The sequence below is a fragment of the Xaviernesmea rhizosphaerae genome, assembly GCF_001938945.1.
Lineage (GTDB): Bacteria > Pseudomonadota > Alphaproteobacteria > Rhizobiales > Rhizobiaceae > Xaviernesmea > Xaviernesmea rhizosphaerae.
Genome location: NZ_MKIO01000021.1, coordinates 450,307 through 469,174, shown reverse-complemented (window position 1 = coordinate 469,174; position 18,868 = coordinate 450,307). Strand labels below are relative to the sequence as shown.

23 protein-coding genes are annotated in these 18,868 nt (G+C 64.8%); 3 read left to right on the top strand and 20 right to left on the bottom strand.

The features are described 5' to 3' along the window. Positions 1 to 2: 2 nt before the first annotated feature. The 17 genes from BJF92_RS06025 to BJF92_RS05950 form a co-directional block, all read right to left on the bottom strand. Positions 3 to 272 (bottom strand): hypothetical protein, encoded by a 270-nt coding sequence (locus BJF92_RS06025; RefSeq protein WP_075633836.1) that lies wholly within the window; start codon positions 270 to 272, stop codon positions 3 to 5. Then, on the bottom strand, positions 269 to 1,906 hold the full coding sequence (locus tag BJF92_RS06020) for a phage portal protein (RefSeq protein WP_075633835.1): 1,638 nt from the start codon (positions 1,904 to 1,906) through the stop codon (positions 269 to 271). The genes BJF92_RS06025 and BJF92_RS06020 overlap by 4 nt, the downstream gene beginning before the upstream one ends. Next, positions 1,890 to 3,935, bottom strand: coding sequence for a terminase gpA endonuclease subunit (locus BJF92_RS06015; protein WP_075633834.1), 2,046 nt, complete (start codon positions 3,933 to 3,935; stop codon positions 1,890 to 1,892). The genes BJF92_RS06020 and BJF92_RS06015 overlap by 17 nt, the downstream gene beginning before the upstream one ends. After that, a complete protein-coding gene (locus BJF92_RS06010) occupies positions 3,932 to 4,528 on the bottom strand; it encodes a hypothetical protein (protein WP_075633833.1) in 597 nt (198 codons plus the stop codon). Before BJF92_RS06010 ends, BJF92_RS06015 begins: the two co-directional genes overlap by 4 nt. 441 nt (positions 4,529 to 4,969) lie before the next feature. Continuing rightward, positions 4,970 to 5,641 (bottom strand): transcription termination/antitermination protein NusG, encoded by a 672-nt coding sequence (gene nusG / locus BJF92_RS06005; protein ID WP_210187599.1) that lies wholly within the window; start codon positions 5,639 to 5,641, stop codon positions 4,970 to 4,972. Continuing rightward, positions 5,641 to 6,462: a hypothetical protein gene (locus tag BJF92_RS06000; RefSeq protein WP_075633831.1), complete on the bottom strand. Its 822-nt coding sequence runs from the start codon at positions 6,460 to 6,462 to the stop codon at positions 5,641 to 5,643. Before BJF92_RS06000 ends, nusG begins: the two co-directional genes overlap by 1 nt. Beyond that, positions 6,459 to 6,938, bottom strand: coding sequence for a hypothetical protein (locus tag BJF92_RS05995; protein WP_143523922.1), 480 nt, complete (start codon positions 6,936 to 6,938; stop codon positions 6,459 to 6,461). Before BJF92_RS05995 ends, BJF92_RS06000 begins: the two co-directional genes overlap by 4 nt. Continuing rightward, positions 6,850 to 7,731 carry a hypothetical protein gene (locus tag BJF92_RS25025; RefSeq protein WP_143523921.1) on the bottom strand — a complete coding sequence of 294 codons (882 nt, stop codon included), beginning with the start codon at positions 7,729 to 7,731 and terminating at the stop codon, positions 6,850 to 6,852. The genes BJF92_RS05995 and BJF92_RS25025 overlap by 89 nt, the downstream gene beginning before the upstream one ends. Continuing rightward, positions 7,728 to 9,944 carry a DNA cytosine methyltransferase gene (locus BJF92_RS05990; protein WP_075633829.1) on the bottom strand — a complete coding sequence of 739 codons (2,217 nt, stop codon included), beginning with the start codon at positions 9,942 to 9,944 and terminating at the stop codon, positions 7,728 to 7,730. The genes BJF92_RS25025 and BJF92_RS05990 overlap by 4 nt, the downstream gene beginning before the upstream one ends. After that, positions 9,941 to 10,501, bottom strand: coding sequence for a Rieske (2Fe-2S) protein (locus BJF92_RS05985; RefSeq protein ID WP_075633828.1), 561 nt, complete (start codon positions 10,499 to 10,501; stop codon positions 9,941 to 9,943). The genes BJF92_RS05990 and BJF92_RS05985 overlap by 4 nt, the downstream gene beginning before the upstream one ends. Next, the gene (locus BJF92_RS05980; RefSeq protein WP_198931524.1) at positions 10,498 to 11,181 is read right to left on the bottom strand and encodes a hypothetical protein; all 684 of its coding nucleotides are present in this window, start codon (positions 11,179 to 11,181) and stop codon (positions 10,498 to 10,500) included. The genes BJF92_RS05985 and BJF92_RS05980 overlap by 4 nt, the downstream gene beginning before the upstream one ends. Continuing rightward, positions 11,178 to 12,596: a TRM11 family methyltransferase gene (locus BJF92_RS05975; protein ID WP_075633827.1), complete on the bottom strand. Its 1,419-nt coding sequence runs from the start codon at positions 12,594 to 12,596 to the stop codon at positions 11,178 to 11,180. Before BJF92_RS05975 ends, BJF92_RS05980 begins: the two co-directional genes overlap by 4 nt. A gap of 45 nt (positions 12,597 to 12,641) precedes the next feature. Continuing rightward, on the bottom strand, positions 12,642 to 13,475 hold the full coding sequence (locus BJF92_RS05970; RefSeq protein ID WP_075633826.1) for a DUF6551 family protein: 834 nt from the start codon (positions 13,473 to 13,475) through the stop codon (positions 12,642 to 12,644). Beyond that, entirely contained in the window at positions 13,475 to 13,717 is a 243-nt protein-coding gene (locus BJF92_RS05965) for a hypothetical protein (RefSeq protein WP_075633825.1), read from the bottom strand. The genes BJF92_RS05970 and BJF92_RS05965 overlap by 1 nt, the downstream gene beginning before the upstream one ends. After that, positions 13,714 to 13,977, bottom strand: coding sequence for a hypothetical protein (locus BJF92_RS05960; protein ID WP_075633824.1), 264 nt, complete (start codon positions 13,975 to 13,977; stop codon positions 13,714 to 13,716). The genes BJF92_RS05965 and BJF92_RS05960 overlap by 4 nt, the downstream gene beginning before the upstream one ends. Further along, positions 13,977 to 14,186, bottom strand: coding sequence for a hypothetical protein (locus BJF92_RS05955; protein WP_075633823.1), 210 nt, complete (start codon positions 14,184 to 14,186; stop codon positions 13,977 to 13,979). Before BJF92_RS05955 ends, BJF92_RS05960 begins: the two co-directional genes overlap by 1 nt. Continuing rightward, entirely contained in the window at positions 14,183 to 14,635 is a 453-nt protein-coding gene (locus BJF92_RS05950) for a hypothetical protein (RefSeq protein WP_075633822.1), read from the bottom strand. The genes BJF92_RS05955 and BJF92_RS05950 overlap by 4 nt, the downstream gene beginning before the upstream one ends. A 408-nt stretch (positions 14,636 to 15,043) precedes the next feature. On the opposite strand from BJF92_RS05950, the gene BJF92_RS05945 reads away from it, so the two are divergent. Beyond that, the gene (locus tag BJF92_RS05945) at positions 15,044 to 15,337 is read left to right on the top strand and encodes a hypothetical protein (protein WP_075633821.1); all 294 of its coding nucleotides are present in this window, start codon (positions 15,044 to 15,046) and stop codon (positions 15,335 to 15,337) included. Between the two features lie 350 nt (positions 15,338 to 15,687). On the opposite strand, the gene BJF92_RS05935 is transcribed toward BJF92_RS05945, so the two are convergent. Beyond that, complete coding sequence (locus BJF92_RS05935) at positions 15,688 to 15,909, bottom strand: hypothetical protein (RefSeq protein ID WP_075633819.1); 222 nt, start codon at positions 15,907 to 15,909, stop codon at positions 15,688 to 15,690. A gap of 83 nt (positions 15,910 to 15,992) precedes the next feature. Between BJF92_RS05935 and BJF92_RS05930 the strand changes: the two genes are divergently transcribed. Continuing rightward, positions 15,993 to 16,640 (top strand): S24 family peptidase, encoded by a 648-nt coding sequence (locus BJF92_RS05930; protein WP_075633818.1) that lies wholly within the window; start codon positions 15,993 to 15,995, stop codon positions 16,638 to 16,640. A 3-nt stretch (positions 16,641 to 16,643) separates the two neighbouring features. On the opposite strand, the gene BJF92_RS05925 is transcribed toward BJF92_RS05930, so the two are convergent. Next, positions 16,644 to 16,970, bottom strand: a complete 327-nt coding sequence (locus BJF92_RS05925; RefSeq protein WP_143523920.1) for a hypothetical protein — start codon at positions 16,968 to 16,970, stop codon at positions 16,644 to 16,646. Positions 16,971 to 17,228: 258 nt separating this feature from the next. After that, a complete protein-coding gene (locus tag BJF92_RS05920; protein ID WP_075633816.1) occupies positions 17,229 to 17,825 on the bottom strand; it encodes a hypothetical protein in 597 nt (198 codons plus the stop codon). Between the two features lie 278 nt (positions 17,826 to 18,103). On the opposite strand from BJF92_RS05920, the gene BJF92_RS05915 reads away from it, so the two are divergent. Continuing rightward, positions 18,104 to 18,841 (top strand): methyltransferase, encoded by a 738-nt coding sequence (locus BJF92_RS05915; protein ID WP_075633815.1) that lies wholly within the window; start codon positions 18,104 to 18,106, stop codon positions 18,839 to 18,841. The last annotated feature ends 27 nt before the right edge of the window (positions 18,842 to 18,868 follow it).

Genomic DNA, 18,868 nt, shown 5'->3' with positions numbered 1-18,868 from the left:
CTTCAGTAGCGCAACGGCCAGCGCCGGGACGGGCGGCAACCGGTCATTTTGGCTTGGCAGGCGGCCTGTAGCCGCACCAGTTCCTTGTCGATATCGGCGATGCTGGAGGAGGCCACCTTGACCCGCTGGCGCATCACCGGCGATTGCAATTCGCTTTCCTCCACCGCCTCGCCCGCCAGCCGCTTGGCCTTGGCAGCGGCGAGCGCCGCATAGAGCGCGCAAGGATCGTCGGCATCCACGGGGATGCCGGCGATGGTCACGAGATTGGTCATGGCTTGGCGCCCCGCTGATTGTCGTTTTCCTGCGCGGCATTGGCGGACTTGCTGGCCTGCCCGCGCTCAAAGGGCGACGGCATGCCCGCCTCCTTGTAGCGATTGTGCCAGAGGAGCCGGCTCTGAAAGACCTCTTCCGGATCCTGACCCAGCTCGCCGTTTTCGCCCTCCAACGTGCCCGTGCCATTGGCCAGACGCTCGCTCGATGCGCGTGCGCGCTTTTCGTCATCCGCCGTCGGCTTGGACGGCCCCTGACACAGCGCCCATTGCACCGCGTCCCGGTTTGCCCTGTAGGCCTCGACGCCGCCGCGAAAGGGAATGTCCCCTTCCTCGATCATTTCGTCGAGCCAGCTGGCATAGGGCACCAGCACATGCGGCGCGGCGATGCGATCGGTGCGCCGCTGCGCGATCGGCCAGAGCGCCGAGTTCTCCATATTGGTCGAGGCATAGGTGGCCTGGCTGTAATCCAGCGTGTAGCCGCCATAGCTCATGCCAAGCGCCCGCGCGGTTTCGCGGTGGAGCGAGGCCATGAAGGCGCCATTGTCGGGACCGGGCGAGGTGATGGTTTTAAACTCCAGGTCCTCGCCCGGCGCCAGATGCGAGACGCCGGCGCCGGCACCCAAGCGGATCTCGGCTTCCGCCGCGCGGTCCAGCTGCGCCTTGAAGTAATTGGCGAAGTCGGAGGCGATCGCGGAAACCATCTCGCCGCCGCCGACATCTTTGAGCGTTTCCAGCGCCTCAAAGGCCTCCGCGCTCGGCTTGTCGCTTTTCAGAACCGCCGCATAGATCGTCTGCAGGAAGCGGACCTGCGCCGTCGCATCATCGACGTTCTCGGCCATCAGATACTTGCGGAATGTGGCCACCAAAGGCGAGATCCCGCGCACGTCCTCGGCAGAGAACGGGTCGAAGGCATGCATCACCATCTGCCGCCCCTGCGCATCCCAGGCCGCATAATCGACCGTGGCCTGCATGCCGTCGCGGTCCTCCCGGAAGCGATAGCGCTGCGGGCGGCCGTAGGCATCGTGAAAGATCCCCTGATAGAGACCTTCGAATTCCATGGTCTCCTGCACCAGCTTGTGCGGCGAGATGAGCAGGAATTTCGTGCCCGTGCGCGTGCCCGGCAGGCGCTGCGCCCGCGGCAGATAGACGATGACGCCCGTACTTTCGCCATAGGCCAGCCAGTTCCGCACGCCGATATCGGTCTGCTGGGCATTGGTCAGCTTCGCCCGGAGATCGCACTCGCGCGGGTTCCACGCATAGGTTTTCCACTTCGCCTTGATCAGCCGCACCAGCTCGACCGACTCGGCCGGCGTATAGCCCAGCCGCTCCAGATCGGGGCGCGGATTGAGCTGCAGCTCGACGCCGACCGTATCGGCGATGATCTGATCCGCTGCGCCGCGCAGCCGTCCGCTGTTCTGCAGGAGATCGATCGCCAAGCCAGCCGCGCGCGTCCAGACCCGGCGGATCTCGTCGCGGTGCTCGCGCAGCGAGGCCGGTCGCGCCGCGATGACGCCGGATTGCGAGTCCCGCATATAGGCCGAGCGGAACCCGGGACGCCCTCCGACACCAGACGGCCCCGCCGGCGCGACAGGGCGCTGACCGGCGGGCACCTTGACCCTAGGTTTTTCCGGCATTGCGTTTCTTCCACCTGTTTTCGAGCGTCGGCGGCTTTGGCGCGGGCGGCGCCGAAGGAACGGTCGAGGTAACTGGCGCCGCAGGCTTGGCCTCTTCAGGCCGGGCCACCGCTTTGACGACGGCCTGCATGGCCGTGATCAGCGGCGCCACCGACAGAAGATCCGTCGGCACTTCCGGCTCCAGCCGGGCCCGCAACGCGGCCCACTCGCTTTTGGTCTTGCGCGACAGCCCGAGGTGCTCGGCAATCGCCATCGCGTAGATGCGGCAGTCGAGATAGTGGTTGTCCGCCCTGCGGGTCATCCACTCCTCATGCAGACGCCCCTTCACAAGCTTCGACGAAAAATATTCAGCCGTAAGCTGCTGAAAATATTCTTCGTTCAGGCCCTTGTGAAAGTGGCAGTAACCCGGCGGGTCGCATGGTTGCCCGGCCGCCAAGCCATCCTTGTGCAGGTTCCCGTAAAACTCGGCCTTGAGTGCCCAGGTGCCCACGGGCCAGGTCATGGCCGAGCCGAACCGCTTGCGTTTGCCACGCTTGTTGACCGACTTGCGCGTCGGAATGCTGATGGCAGGGATACCGCGCCCGGGCATGCCCTTGATGGCGTAGGTATCGGGATGCCGGCGGCACCATTCTAGCACCTGATTGGTCCGGTAGCCGCTATCGACCGCCAGCGCATCGAGACGGCGCAGCACCCCCCAGCAATCCGGAAATTCGCGCGCGGCGAAATCTTCCAGGAGCAGCCAAGCGCCGGCCGCCGGATTGTCTGTCGCCCCCTTGAAATACTCTGCGGACACGGTCCAGCTCTGGCGATCCTCGCCAAAGGCCACGACCTCCAGATAGATGCCGTGGCTCTGGATGTCGGCGCCGCCGACGAAGATCAGGCCACCGGCGGGAATTGTATCGGCAGGGTAGTCCTCTCGCCGTTGCATCAGGCCCTTGTGATCGGGGGCGTTGCCCCTCATGGCGTAGGGGAGCGCGCACACCAGATTGTTATAATCCTTCGCGCCCGCCTCGCCCTTGGCGGCATAGGCTATCTTGTCCTCGGCAATCGCCTCGTAGGACATCATCAAGCTCATGAAGGCATCGACATGGAAGCCGGGATGCCGATCCTCGCCGGGCGCGGTGGCGATGTATCGGCCCTGCCGAACGGCCGCCACGCGCTCCATTTCCGAAATATGATGGCCGCAGCTGGGGCAGGCCATCACGGTCTTGTGCGGGTGATCCCTGTCGATCAGCAGGAAGGCGTCCTGCTGCACCAGTTCCTCGCCGCATTCCGGGCAGCCGATGTTCCAAAAGCGCTGGTCGGACTGGCGAAACGACCGGTCGATGCGGCAATGCCCGGGCCCCTCGCCCAGCGGATCGCCGCTATCCAGTTCCGGAGTAGACAGCTCGAAAATCTTGTAGCTCTTCTGCCGGCGAAAGGCCGTGAAGCGGCCGAAGAACAGGTTTTCCGGGTCGGCGCCGTTCGGCAGCTCCTGCCATTTGGACACCTCGTCCTTCACGCCGTAGCGCGTCGTCTTGGCCGAGAGATCCATGACCGCGTTCGCGTTGGCGAGGTAGAGCGTCCCGCCGGCAAACTTCTTCTGGAACGTGCTCGACCCCTCGCCCGAGCGCGACGTGGTCGGGTAGACCACGCTCTTGCCGGTTTCGCGCTGCCACTCGTCGATGAGCGGCTGCATCTTGCCGGAATTGATATCCCGGAGCGCGTCGAGGCCCGGCACGCCGTAGAGGCAGTTATCGGGGCAGGTCTCGGCGATGTAGAGCATCCAGGCAAGCGCCAGGATCGAGACGCCCGTTTGCTGGCTCTTGCGCACCGTGACGCGGGTGCAAGGGTGCTCTTGCGTCAGGCAGGCGGCGATCTCGACCAGATAGGGCGCATCTTCCGCCGTCCAGAACTCGCCTTTTCTCGGCCCGTCCACCAGGACGATGTTCTTTCCGATCCACTCATGAAACGGCACCGGCGGCGTGGGGCGGATCGCATCGGCCAGCGTCTGGCCGACAAACCGCAACGCGCCGGGATGGATCGTCATATGTCCTCGCTCTCGATCAGCGGATCGCTCTCCGGCGCGGCCTCGGCGATCGCCGCCATCTTGTCGGCGATCTTGTTGCCCATCGCGAAGGCGATCGTGCGCAGCACCTGCCGCACCCCGTGGACGCCTTCCTTGGAAATGGCCAGCGCCACCTCGTCGGCATGATTTGGCAGTCCACGAATGACGGACTGGATCTCGGCCCCCAGCTTCTTATGGGCCTCCTCGACCATGTCCAGGCGGACCAACTGGCCGCATTCCTGCTGGTGCCGGATCTTCTCGCGTCCGACCTTCAGCCATTCCGACTGCCGGCGCGCCTCGTCGAAGGAATCGCTCGGATCGAGCCTGGGCAGACTCGGCGGACTGTCGCTACTGACCTCGCGGATCGGCGCCGACGCCTTGGCGGGGTTGACGAACCGGGCCCGGTACTCGTCGTAGTGCGCCAGCGAGATCGAGGCGATCCGCCCCTGACCATCGCGCACCACCGGCGTCTCCGGATGCGCTTCGAGCAGCTTTTTGATCGCCTTGGAGACAGCCGCCTTCGAGACGCCATCACGGGCCGCGATCTGCGCGACCGACCACATGACATCGCTCATCCGTCAACCTCGTTAACCGACAGCCATCAACCCATTAACCCCGTTAACCCAACATTTTGAGCACTCTAACTGTCCCCCGCCCGGGGTCGTCCCGGCCCGCGGGCGGGGAAATCCGGGTACGGTCCCTTACCCAGGGGGGGGTGGGGTCAGGGGGCGGTGGGGGCACCCCCTATCGAAGGAGGGCAGTAGGGGGGCATCGGTCGATGATGACCCATGCCCTCACATGGCGAAGGCGACCCCGAAGGCCGCCTTGTCTGTTGTCTGTCCATAGCAGTAGCACGGACCCTGAATCGATGCCTCAAGTGGTCGAGGCCGTCAGGGATGGGGCTTGCCGGTGTACCGACCCGGGAGAAATTTTTCTCCGCTCGCCTTCGGTCGCAATGCCGTCGGCTCAAGGGCTCACTATCAGGATCACAAGCTCATCCGTGGGCGGATTCATGCTCACAGTTTTTCGATCTGCGCAAGAGCCATGCTAACGGACGTGGGCCGACCGAAGATGATCACCTCAACATCGACACGAGACCTCCGCTCATCGACCGAGAGGATCTTCGCGGGCACGTCGCCAAACGGGCAATCGTCGAGACGCACGCGCTCTCCCACCTGAAACGGAACCGGCCCTCCCCTATCATCGTAGTCGCCAGCTTCTGCTTTCCCCAGCATCTTCTTGATGTTTTTCAAAGGGATGAAGAAGGGCTTCTCAGCGCCGCCAAGAATGCCAAGAACCCGCTTTCGCGGATCGAAATGAAGAAGCCCCAGTACAGAGGCAGGCGTGACAACGCACCGGACGAACAGATATCCCGGCATAGCCGCCAGATCCTTGGGGGGAATAATGCGCCCGCGAATTCGCATTTCCTGCCCCTTCCGCTTGGGCAACGCCGCATGCACATCAAGCGCGCGCAGCTCTTTTTCCACAGCCAGCTCACGCCCCGCCACAACCTTCAGGCAGATCCAGCGGGCTAGATGCGGATAGTCGTCGGCGATTCTCTGGCTGGCCATGCCGATCTGTTCGACCCTGATTCGCGCCTCGCGCTGCGCTTTGTCGAGCTGGCGATAGACCTTTTCGCGGATCTCTATCGGCTGCGCCGCGCGGATCTCATCAATTTTCGTTGCCATCATCGCCCCTCTCCCAAGATCGCCTTCACCGCCTGCTGAAACGCCCCTAACTCATCAGGACCACCCGGCGGGTAGTAGGCATGGCCGGGATGCGATCCCATGTCGGGCAAGAGTGGCCAGCCCGTCACCTCCTCCAGCGCCCGCCATTCCGCCAAGAGCTGCGAGCCAGCAGGAACCGCCTCGACCAGATCGGCGAGAGGCGCGTGCGCGGCATCGGTCGAGCCCGCGCGGCGGGCAAGTGCGTCCTCATGCAGACGCTTGACCTCGGGATAACCCTCGTCGCGATAGCGCCGGACGATGTCGCGCGTTTCGAAATCCTCGGGAAAGATCAGCGTGCCATCCGTCGCCACCGCGACGCCTCGCCGCGCGAGCAAGCGCTGTCCACGCTCCGGATTGATCTGGACCCATCCAGCGTAAAACTCCTCCGTCGAAGCCCGGAGATCGAGCGGGAGATTGATCGCTTCAGGGCCAGCCAGCAGCGCACGCATACGCAGCGCAAACCACAGCTTGCCGAAGGGCGGCACGGGGACGAACTTCGGAGCGGCTCGACGCCGGGCCAGCTCGGCGAAATCGGCATCGGTCAGCCGCTCCCAGCGCCGCTCGCTAAAATACAGATTGTAGCGGCATACCTTGCCGGAAAGGATTTCGACATAGTCCGCCTGCAGCGCCAGCGCGAGCCGCTGCGCCTCCTCATCCAGCGCCAGAAAGGCCTTTTCGACCAGCGCCGCACGATCCTCGAGACGCGTCGGCCAGGTCTCATGCGCCTTGTGCAGTCGGCGCAGCAGCGTGTCGCGGCTGGGCTTGGAACGAACCTCCGTCACGGCGCGCCCTCCTCAGCAGAACGCGCCTTGACGACGCTCTCGACCAAAGCCCGTACCCGAGCCTTGGCCTCTTCGCTGGCCGCCGGCCTTTGCGCCTTGGCCAGCCTCAGGCTGTCGCGGGTTTCGATCGCTCGTCGCCGATCGTCCGCCAGCCGCCGCGCCTCCGCGCGCACCAGCGCAGCCAGTTCTGGCGGCCGAGGCAGATAGCCATTCTCCGGCTGACCGCATTCGCCGCGGATCAGACTGCGCGCAACGCTCCTCAGCGCAATCGCCGGCAAGCCATCCAGCGCGTAGGCGTAGACCTTGCCGACAACGTCGGGCCGGATGTTTCCGGGGATGGAAAACCCAGCCGTCATCAGGCTTTCCAGCGCGTCCAGCACCACGCCGCTATCCGTGGCGCGAATGCGGTCGGTGAGATCGATAGTCTCCGGCGTCGAGATCGAGGGTCGCGCCGTCATGGGCTGGATTTCGGTCATGTCGGTCTCCGGGCATTGGGTCGGGTCGGGAGGCTTGCTGCGCACGATGGATGGCGGCGAGCGCCGCAGCATCGCGCTCCTGTCGCGCCGAAGGCGGCGAGCGGGGCCGGGCCTGCGGCGTCACGACGACGGGTTGATCGGCCCAGCGGTCCTGGTTGAGCCACGTAGCCGGATTGCACCAGGGCCGGTCGTCGGTCTTGGCGGCGTAGCGCTCCAGTCCGGCGAGGATCTCACCCAGATCGGCGCGGCGAATGGCCCTGACGAAGGCTTTGAGCGCATCGGGCTTGCCGACCTTGTTCGGGTATCGAGCCCAGAAATCGGCAAAGTCGGCGGGGGAATGCCCCCCTTTAGGGGGGCTAGGGGGTAAGGATAGATGGGGGTTAGGAAAGGGGGGTGTGGGGGGAAAACCTTCGGGGGAAGGAAGGGTCTCCGGCGTAACGCCCGTAACGCTTTCCGTAACGCCCCGTAACGCCTCGCCACTGTCCAAGGCCGCAAAGAGATCGCGATCGCCCGATACGTCATCTCGTGCATCGTCGGCCGTTTTTGCCTGAATTTCCGCGTCGGCCGCCCGTTTTTTGCGGAATTTGGCCTGCCGCTCGGCCGCCGCCGTCCGCTTTTTCGCATTTCCGTTCGTAACATCAGGCGTTACGCCAAGCGTTACGCGTAACGCCTCAAGCGTTACGGGCGTAACGTTTTCGCGCACGCACTCCATCTCCTCCACCGCCGCCACGATGGCATCGGCAGACATCCCGGCAGCCAGCATATGCTTGAGGGCCACGGCGATCACACTCACTCGGCCGCCTCCCTCTGAATGGCGAGATGGCCGCAATTGGCCGCGACGATGGCGGCATAAGGCGGAGGCGACACGCTATTGCCGACACAGGACACCTGCACGCTCTTCGGAAAATCGACCCAGATCGGGCCTTGATCGCCCTGCTGATCCCAGCCGCCGTCAATCACATAATCAGGCGGGAAGCCCTGTGCGTTGTAGAGTTCGCGTGGCGCGAGCATGCGCATGCCGATATCGACGATGACGAAGACATGCCCGTCGATGTCGAGTGTGACGAATTCGCCGCCCGTCCAGACGCCATGCGCCCGCAGGAATTCGGCAACCTGGCGCGCGCGGGCTTCCTGTTCCCGGGTGAATGGCGGGGCGGCGAATGATGCTTCGACATGTCCGTGACGATCCTTTGTCGTCACGGTGCGGGCGGGCTCGTCGAGCCGGGCGCCATCGCCGGTGCCATAGTAGGCTTGCAGGTAAGGAGCGATAAGCTGCGATTTGTTGACGCCAGCCGTCACGGTCGCGGATGGCTCTTCAATGCCATGGCCGACCGACGCGCCGAACTGACGCGCCACGAAAGCCGAGACGACGCTTTGCTGACTGCCTGACGCCGTGACGGTAGAAAGCGGAGCATCAGCCGGACGGCCTGGGCGCGGCGCCTCCTTTAGTTCGCTGCCAAGCGTCCGGGGATCGCTGTTCTGCTGCGCCAGGAAAGCCACCGCCGCGCAGGCGTCAGCCTTGGCCGTGATCGTCGCCATCGGCTCGTCGCCGCCACGCGGCCGGCTTTGCCCGGCGCGTCCGCCGCAGCCGACAAGCGTCGGCACGATGACGGCATTCTGGTCTTTCTGGCTTGCCGTGATGGTATGGCAGGGCGCATCTGGAGAACGCACCGATCCGCCATGCTGCGCGGCGGTCAACACCGGCGCAATGACAGCATGTCGGTTTTCCGTGGTGACCACGCGCAACGGCTCGTCTGCCGGCGCAGCGCGGTTTTGACCGCCCTCGCCTGCGCCATAGAAAGCAGACAGATGCGGCGCCACCAGCGTCAGCCCAGCCCCGCCGGCTGTGATCGTATGGGTCGGCTCATCCGCTCCGTTGAAGGGCTTGCCAGAGTTACGCATCGTCATCAGATGCGGGGCGATGATGCCTAGCGGCGCAGCGCCGCCCGGGCGCTTGATGTAGCTGTTCGCGGTAATGGTCGAAAGCGGCTCGCGCAGATCCTGTCCGGTTGCGCCCGTGTTGAAACGAATGACAGACGGGGCGACGACAGCTTGCTTGCCGCCGCCCGCCTGCACTGTCGTCAAAGGCTCGTCGAGTCCGTATTCCCTGCGGCCTCCACTATCCCCGTGGGCTATTCCAACAAGAAAGGGCCGTTTGGCGGCAATCACATAGCGACCCATCCCGCGCGCCACGCGGGCCATGGTCGCGTCCGCAAGCGGCCGGATGGCCCGCAGGCCATGCTTCGCGAAGATCTCGGCCGCCGTATCGAAGATCGAAGGGCATGGCAGGGACCAGTCGATGCATTCCGCCGCCGTGCGCCAGGGCAGCTTGCGGCCGGCGATCACGTCGGGATGGTCAGGCGCGCCGTGCGTCGGCTCCGGCCAGACGATCGGCTTTCCGTCGCAGCGGGCGACCAGAAACAGCCGCTTGCGGATGGTCGGCGCGCCGTAGTCGCAGGCGCGGATTTCGCGCTTGTCGATCTTGTAACCCAGCCGGCGCAGGGCCTTGCACCATTGCTGATAGGTCTCGCCGCGGCGCTCCGGATCTGGCATCAGGCCCTTTTCGGTCTCGATCAACGGCCCCCAGTCCTTCCACTCCTCGACGTTCTCCATAGTGATCACGTCAGGGCGCACCCGCTCTGCCCAGAGCACCACCACCCACGCAAGATCGCGAATGTTGCGCTCCACCGGCTTGCCGCCCTTGGCCTTGGAGAAGTGCTTGCAGTCGGGCGAGAAGTGCGCGAGCCCGACATGCCGGCCGCGCACGTAATCCAGCGGGTCCACCCGATAGATGTTTTCGGACAGGTGCAGCGTGTCGGGATGATTGGCGGCATGGAGCGCCAACGCCGCCGCATTATGGTTGATGGCGATATCGGGCGAGCGGCCCAACGCCATTTCGATTCCCGTGGACGCGCCGCCGCCGCCGGCAAAGCTGTCAACGATCAGGGGGCGGCCGGTGGACAGGCGCGGTTCGGCCTCGCCGATCGCGAAGAGATCGGACTTCATGGCGCCACCCCGCACTTCGCATTCGCCGGCAGAACCCGACCCGTCCGCGCGTCGATCAGCAGCAGATGCAGCGGGCAAAGGATCGCCCCATCAATGACCGGCATGCTCGCAAGCGGAACGTTGCGGTGCGGGCAAACCCAGCCCTGGCCATCATGGCGCGCCTGGCGTCCCGCCCATTCGCTCAGGTGGCAATCGAAATTTGCGACCTGCCTCTTGGCGAGATCCGCCCGAAACTCGCGCGCCTTCGGATTCTCCAGCCGCTGGCATTTGCGCCGGCGCCAGACCGGCGCGGGCAGACCATCTGGATTTATCCGGTTGGAGATCATCAGGGGCTGAGATTGCACGGATCGCCAGTACCACCCATTGCCGACGAGAAAGCGCGGATCGAGGTGGTAGTGCTGGAAGTCGAACTGGAGGCAATGCGCATCGCTATGGCGCGGGCCGATCACCGGCCAGCGGGCAAGCCGGTCGTTCCAGCGTCCTTCGACCGTTGGGACCAGATAATAGCGGCCGATCTCCGGCGCGGCCGAAAGGGTTTCGATGCGCGGCGTGTTCATGGATCGCACCCCGGCCCGACCGAGCCCGCATCGTCCGCCGCAACAAAATCGCGCCAATGCTTCCAGCCCTTGGGGCAGTGAAAGCCCCAGTCGCGGATCTTGGGGCCGGTCAGAAACAGCGTCTTGCAGGCGCCACCCTCCGGCAGCTCCAGCCGGTGCGCCGAGTCGGCGTTGCGCAGGACGATATCGCCGGCGCTTAAGGCCCGCCGCGTCAGGCCATCGGCGGAAAGCACCTCGACCATCTCACCCTCCAGCACCAGCGACAGGCTCCACCAGGGATGGTCGTGCAAGGCGCGATCGTCGTCGGAGCGGCGGATGTGGTGGTGGTAGATGTTGAAAAACCGGTTTCGCGGGATCACGAACCAGCGCAGCATGTAGGGCCGATCCCACCCGCCGATGATGAAATCCGGCGCGCGCGTCAGCCCACGGTGCAACAGGGCAAGCACTAGGCGCGCCAGCCAGCGGGCGCGCAGCGGCTGGGCCGGGCTGGCCTCCACGCTATCGGTCACCTGCCAGGAGCCGCAGGACGGGCAATCCATGCAGCACGCATCCCACGCGTCGCCGAGCGTCTGCTCGCTGGAGCCGCGCCAGCCGCAACGTAGGCATGCGGCGCGACAATAGGGCTCCCGAACGGGAATCGGCCTCGGAAAAATCGGTTCGCGCGAAAACACCTCGGTCATGCCGCGTCACTCCCCCAGTCCAGAATCGGATGCGCGCCGCCGTCATCGGCCGGGCCGAGAAGCCCGACGGCGCAGAATTCGTCGATCAATGCGATGGCCGTCGCGTCGCGGATGCCGAGCTGCTGGCGCAGCGTCCGGCGGTCGAGCTGGGTTCGCCCCTGCCCGCGCGCCGCCGCCAACCAGGCGCGCACCTGTTCGCGCACGGCCTCCACGGATTCGGCGAGGGTTCGCCGCGGCGTCTGCCGCGTAAAATCCTCGGCATCGACATCGACGAAGCTGGCGCGGCCGAAGGCGCCGGCATAGTTGGGCGAGAGCGGGTCGCGCCCGGCAAAGTCTTCCCAATCGATGCGGTGGAGCAGCGTCGAGCGGCCATAGCTGCCGTCCTCCTGCCGCTCCCAGACGAACCAGCCCGTGTTCATCCGGCTGGAGGCCTTTTCGCCCTCCCATCCGTCGCGGTGCATCATCGGCAGTCGGTGCTTGAAGGCATAGACGCGGGCCGGCGGATGGTCCTCCATCCAGAAGGTCCGGTCCGGATCCGCGTAGCCGCAGATCACATTCAGGTTGAGCAGCAGCGCCATCTTGCGCGGCCGGTGTTCGCGCAGCGCATGGGCCACGAAGCGGTTGAGATCCTCGCCATAAGGCGGATTCGTCACGATATCCGGCCCCGCACCACCCTCCGGCGCGCGCGAGGCCAGGAAGTTGCCCACCTCCTGCGCCGTGCCGTCCTCGCTTTGCGTGCCGTAGTCCCTGAGATCCGAAAGCCGCAGCTGATAGCCCGAGGCTTCCAGCACGCGGGCGATGGCGCCGCGCCCGCAGGCGGGCTCCCAGACGAGATCCGAAAAGCGCTCCAGCGCCAGCAGCGAGAGCGTGGCCTCGGGCGGCGTCTGGTAGAGATTGTCGCCCCTGTCGGCCTTGCCGGCCGAGGCGGTGCCGATGGCGGCGCGCAGATTGGCGCGCGTCGGCGAAAGCCCGGCCTTGATCCGCTCGCCCAGCGTCACGCGCACAAAGTCCGGCATCTGGCGCACCACCTCGCGCAGCCGCCGGGCCTCGTGCAGCTGCTGCCGCGTCACGCCGAGATCGGCGATGCGAAAACCGTCCCCGCCAGCGACGGTTTTCGGGCGGCCGCCGCGCGCGGAAATCAGCCCCGCCGCCTGCGCCGCATCCACCTCATCCGCCAGCCCGACCGTGGCCATGGCCTCGATTTCCAGCGCCGAGAGCTGCATTTCGCGCGCCTTGGCGATCAGCCGGTCGCTCGCCTTGACCCGCTGGGCATGATCCACGGCCGCCTTGGCCTGCTCATAGGCCCCGGCCGAAAGCAGCCGCGCCGCGACATAATCGCCCTCGTCGAGCAGTGCCCGCGCGCGCTCGACCGATTGCAGCAGACCGGCGGGGATGACAGGCGTGACCGCGTTCATGACGGCACCCTTTCGAGGGCGTAGCCCAGACCCTCAGCCCGCGCATCACCCATGGCGCACCCGCTTGCGGTTGAGGTAGATAACCGATGCAAGAGCGCGCCATAGCGGCATCTTGCGCTCATGGCCAAAGCGTTGCGCCTCGCTGAAAAGGGTGCTCATCTGCGCCGAGATCACCACCGCGATCCGCTCCGCATCGATCTCGCCCTTGTACTCGGCAGAATGCAGCAGATGCTCCACCGCGCGGATCAGAGCTGCCGACACGGGCGCCGCGCCGGCTTTCACGCACACCTCCAGGACCTCACGTGCACCGCGCGCATGACGGCGATTGACCAGGCCGGAAATGACCGAAACAGCAAGCGTCTCGCCCACAGCAAACCGCGCCATGGACGGCGGATGCTTGAGGATTTTCACCCCTGCACGGGCACAGACCTGATCGACGGTCAGCGCATCCTCATCCCCCGCCGAGACCAGCGCCGCATGCAGCTGCGTGGAGGTAACGGAAATCCGGTCCCGGTTGTGGCGCACGAAGGCCGAGGCACGGGTCTCGCGCTTAGGTGCGGCGATCACCATCACCGGAATCGCCGGGATGCCGCCATGGGTCACGGCGCCGATCGCCGTGTGCTGCCCGTCGATCACGTTCAGCCGCCCATCGACCTCAACGACAACGGGCGGCTTGAACGCCGCCCAGGACCATTCGGAGACGATCTTGCGGATCAGCCGGACCGACCGTTCGGACAGCCCGCGCTGATAGCTCTCATCCACCCAGAGTTCCGCCGGCGCGACCATGCGCATGACAGGCGGCGCGCCCTCGACCGCGCCGGGCGAGAGATCGGGAAAATCGAGCGCGGCCACAGCCCGCAAAGCCTGTCCATCGGTCATCAATGCGCCCTCCTGAAATCATCAAGCCAGTCGCGGCCGCGCCGCGTCATCACAGCCATGGTCACGCCGCCCTCGCCCGGCTCGGGCAGGATCAGGCCCAGCGCCATGCAGCTCAGCGCATGCAGGCGGTCCTCGCTGGTGAGTTCGCAGCGCCCGCCGGCCGCCCCGAGCGCGCGCATCCAGGCGCGGTCGGCCGCCGTCATCGGCAGGGGCTCGGCATAGGAGACGAGCAGCGGCGTCATGGCGACATGCCCCGCTCCTGATAGGCGGCGCGCAACGCATTGCGATTTAGGCGATCGACCTCAGCGAGCACCTCCACCAGACCGATCTTGCCGGCCAGATACGCATCCGCAATTCGCGTGGCGCAAAGGTCGAAGGGCGCAGAAGCCAAGGCCTTGCGAAGCATCTTCGGGAGATGGTCGAAAGCCTCAATCTCCTCGCGAGCGCCCTTGTCCTCGCCGTAAATTATCCCGGGAACATGCGCGCCGACATTCGTGTCCATCACTGCGGCTCCCCGAAAAGGCCGCGCGCGCGCACGTCGCGAAACGCGCGCAGGAAGCGCACCAGGGTCGCATCGTCGCTCTCGCCGCGCTGGACCGAGAGCAGCGCGGCCAGCACCAGCACCAGATACAGCGCCTCGTCGGGATCGTCGGGCAGCAGCCTCTGCAGGGCGGCAAGCGTCTCCGTGCGGGGTTCGAGGAGGTCGCTCATCCCGCCCCTCCCACCATCAGCGCGTCGAGCCGGGCCAGCTCCTGCTTTGCGGCGATGATCTTGGCCCGCACGGCCTGGCGCTCGCGCGCATCCACATGCCCGTCTTCGATCGCCTGGGCGATCTCGCGCACCACATCGTCCAGCACGCCGTCGAGCCGCAGAATGGCCGAGGCCGTCACCTCGCCAAAGCCCGAGACGGGCTTGTTCTGCACCAGGCGCGACATGGCCGTGTGCAGAAACGCATGCGGCGTCCGCCGGTCGATCTCCACCGCAAGGTCGAGCCGGATGAAACTGTCGGCCCATTCGGGCGAGGTGGAGGCGTATTTGCTCAAGGTGGACGATCCGACCTTGAGCAGGCTTGCCGCCTGACGCACGCCGCCAAGCGCTTCGATACCGGCGGCCGTGGCGGCCTTGATGGCGTGAGCATGCTCGTCAGAAATAGCGCGCACGAAAGCACCCTTTGAAAAGGTCAAGGAAAATCGGAGCGGAAAGGATTCCGTGAGATCGGACGCGGGGACGCCTACAACCTCACGTCAGGGCCCCATTGGCGGCCCGCAGCAAACAGGGGAGACCACGGCATGAACCGGATCGAATCGAAGAGCGGGCGGCGACGGGAGACGAGCACCGTCGCCGCCCTGGCGGCCACACGCACAGCCCGGGCGCGTGGTCGATGGAAGCGGTGCCCGGCCCAGGGAACGTCGAGGCCGGGCACCGCGCGCAGCCTGGCCCTTGAGAGGAGACGACCGGCGCGCAGGGGAAGGAAAGACAAAAGGCAGGGAGAGGCCACAACCTGCTTGCCGCATGTCACGGATCATGCTCAACCTTCCGTTAGAACAACCAAAAGGAAGCATAGGCCCGTGGATTTGGACGAAGAGAACACGGAAAGAGCGCGTGCCAACGCCGACCTTCGAGGCCGTGTCAGCCTGCTGCATGCGGCGATTACCAACTTGATCGCGATCCATCCCGAGAAGGACGCACTTCTGGCCGGACTGGAACAGGTCGCTCGCGAAATGGTGGATCTCGCATTCGAAATGCCGCCGGGACAGGAATCGTTCGCAGATTTCGCGCACGGCTTTCGCAGCAGCGCAAAAGAGATCGCAAACGCGGTCGAGCTGCTGGCGAAGAAGCAGGCGCCATCGCGAACGCACTGATAGGTGGTGAGCCAGGATTGGCGCGACACGACGCAGCGCGTCAGCGCGGCGGGGAAAGCGCATCATGAATGCTCTGCAGATGCGCTTCCGTGTCCCTGCATCGCCGCTCAAGCTTGCGGATAGCCGAGTGATGTTGCCCCAGAATGAGCTGCAGGCGGAAAATTTCCGGCTCTGGCACGGACGGATCGAGACTTGCTGCCGCCTTGCGGCAGAGCGCAGCGAGGCGCCGCCGGAGATCAGAGATGGACATGGGCCAGCACTCCAAACACGAGAAAGACCCTCCGGGCCGCAGCGCAGCGCCGGAGAGAGGGAGGCTGCACAAGGCCGCCGGGGGAACAGGGGCGAGGCGCTCATTCGGCGGCCTCTAAGGCTGCCGCCGCCAGCTGGGCCAAGCGCTGATAACTGACACCATCGAGCCCGCGCTTTTCCGCACCATCAACGGCACGAACCCAATAGGCCGATGGAATCGACCCCCTGCGTCGCATGGCCTTTGCGGCGCCATAGCTCACGCCGATGTCAGACGCGAAGTCGCCGATGGTCGGCCAGCCATTAATGATGTCAGCGTGGGTCATGCATCAGAGGGTATTAATTGTACCCTGAATGTCAAGCGCCCAGTAGGATTACTTATACCTTTTGTCTGGGTATTTTTTGTACCATGTTGAAAGAAAATAAGATTTTTGAGAAGCAAGGACGAGCCGCACGGCTCCAGGAGGCGCGCAAGCTAGCGGGCTTCACGAGCGCCGTAGCGGCATCAGAGCGCTTTGGCTGGAACCCCAACAGCTACAAAGCTCATGAAGCAGGAAGAAACGACTTTGTCTCTGGGTACATCAAAGAGTACGCCAAAGCATTCAAAGTGAGCCTAAATTGGCTTCAGCACGGTATTGGGCTGCCAACAGACGATGATGCCGCTACCGTCAATGTCCTTGATGTACCCATCATATCTTGGGTCAGCGCGGGGCAGCTCACCGAACAGGATGGTATAACGGATTTTTCGGAATTTCCGACCGTAGCGACACTGGATCTTCCAGAGGGCGATTGGATTGCTCTGAAAGTCGATGGAAACTCGATGAACAAAATCAGCCCACCGGGATCGATCATTTTTGTTAACAGACGCGACCGGCGCTTGGCTCCGAACGCGCTTTATGTCGTCGCCGATGAAACGGGGTCCGCCGTTTACAAGAGATACCGCCCAGGCGAGCAACCACCCTTTCAGCCAGTAAGCTACGATGATGTTGCAGCACCGAAATTTGAGGGAGCAGTTTCAGTAATCGGCAGAGTGCGCCGATCAATTATTGATTTTTGAGCATTACTTCGAACGCGTGCCCTTAATGCAGGCGAGCTGGCTGTCATCTCGAAATTCACCAACTGCACTTTTTTTGTTGTCATCCGTACTAAACATCGGGCGTTCGTAAGCAGCGATAACCAAGGCCTCAAAAACCTTGGCCGTCCCTTCTGGGCCGACTTTCCTGACAAGCTCCAGGCTGCTTTGTAAAGACGACCCATTCTGTCGCCTCTGCATGATTGCCTCTGCGATTTGACCAACCACTTCGCACATATCCTTTTCTGCACGGGCAGTCTGAGCACCGGTCAATGCAGAAAGCATGATCAACACGCACGCACAGATGAAACGCATAACAAGCCCTCCCCTAAGCCACCCGTACTGGCTTACCTTGAGAGACTAGCAACCTAAAATTTATAATCAATACACGCGCTTATCGCTTTCTGAGGTATTATTTGTACCCGATGCGTTGACAGTTTAGGGTACGATAGGTACCTTTTCCCCATCACCCCAGACCGGGGCGGCGCGGAACAGGTCTCGCATCCCGCGCCGCCCTTGGGGTCACCAGGGAGCGCGCGGATGCATCGTCACATCAAAATCGGTTCGGTTGGCTCACGCGCCCTGTTCCATGAGCTCGCGCCGCGTCCTGTAGTCGTACCCCTCATAGGCCCAGACCTGGCCGAGGATGCGGTGCCACCAGGGAATGACGACGCGCTGATCTTCAGGGTAGAGCCGCGTTCCGGCGAGCGCGTCGTTATAGGCCTTGGCATCGAGCGCGCGCAGCATCGGCGGCTCGTCGGCCGCGATGCGGGTCAGGCGGCTTTGCCACCCCGCGCAATCGGCGGCGTTCGCCACAGGCACGGCCTCGTTATCGGCCAGCAGGTGGTAATAATCCCGCTGCAGCGCCTGATGGTCGCGCCCCTTTCCGGCAAAATCGAACACCAGCTGCAAGCCGCCGATCAGCGCCGTCAGGAAGCCGGAGATGAGCGCGAAGCTGTCGATCTCCAGCCGGCGGCTCAGATCCGCAAAGGCGCCCGCGCCCAGGAGCAGCACCGCCAGATTGCACCAGCGGCTCCAGCGCTCGAAGGTGAGACGCCGCGACGTGTGGTAGAGCGCGTTACGCAAGGCATTGAACGCAATGCTGTTTCTCGCGTCGAGCCAGTCGCTGCTCTCCACGGTCTCGGGGCTCTGCACATCGTCGCGGGTCATGGTCCTTCCTCAAGGTTTGGGGCGCGGCTGCGGCGCCGGAACGGGCTGTCGCGGCCCGGCAGGGCCGCCATCGGGTCGGGGCGGGCTCGTCGGCAGGGCCAGACGGGCGCGCGGCTCGGTCATCGGATCATTCATCGCACGGTTCCTTTCTTTCGGTGCGGTGGATGCCAGGGAGCGGCGGGCTTGCTCCGCCTGCCGCTCCCGACCCTTTCAAGCTGGCCCCAACCCACACGTGTTGCAATCCCCCGTTGATGTGATTTTTTGAGAGGAGGCCCGCCATGCAGAAAATATCGATCGAGGTGATGCGCGCCCTTGATGCCGCCATTGTTCGCGGCGCGACCCTGACGCTGCAGGGCCAGATGGACCGCAAGCTCTATGCGGAAACCAACAAGGTGATCGAGGCCGCCGGCGGCAAGTGGGACAGGCGCGCAAGGGCGCATGTCTTTTCCGGCGAGGCGCTGGAGGCCATCGAGCCGATCCTCCTGACCGGCAGCTACAGCCGGACGAAACAGGATTTCGGGCAGTTCGACACCCCGGAGCCCTTGGCCGATGAGGTCGTCACCCGCGCCGGCATCATGCCCGGCATGACCGTGCTGGAGCCCAGCGCCGGCATCGGCCGCATGGCCGCAGCAGCGCGCCGCGCCGGCGCCGCCGTCACCTGCTGGGAGATAGACGCCAGGCGCGCCGAGCCGCTGCGCGCGATCGCCGACAGCCTGACGATCGGCGATTTTCTGGCCGCCGCGCCGGCTGTAGGCTTTGACCGCGTGGTGATGAACCCGCCTTTCGCCCGGCAGGACGACATCCGCCACGTGATGCATGCGCACCGGTTCCTGGCGCCCGGCGGGTTCCTGGTCGCGATCATGTCGGCCGGCGTCCAGTTCCGCGAAAACCGGCTGTCGAGCGATTTCCGCGCTTTCGTCGAGGCGCAGGGCGGGGCGATCGAGCCCCTGCCCGACGGATCGTTTCGCGAGAGCGGCACCCATGTGGCCACCTGCTTGGTGACCCTGCCCGCCTGACCCTCTCACCCCCTCACATGAAGGAGA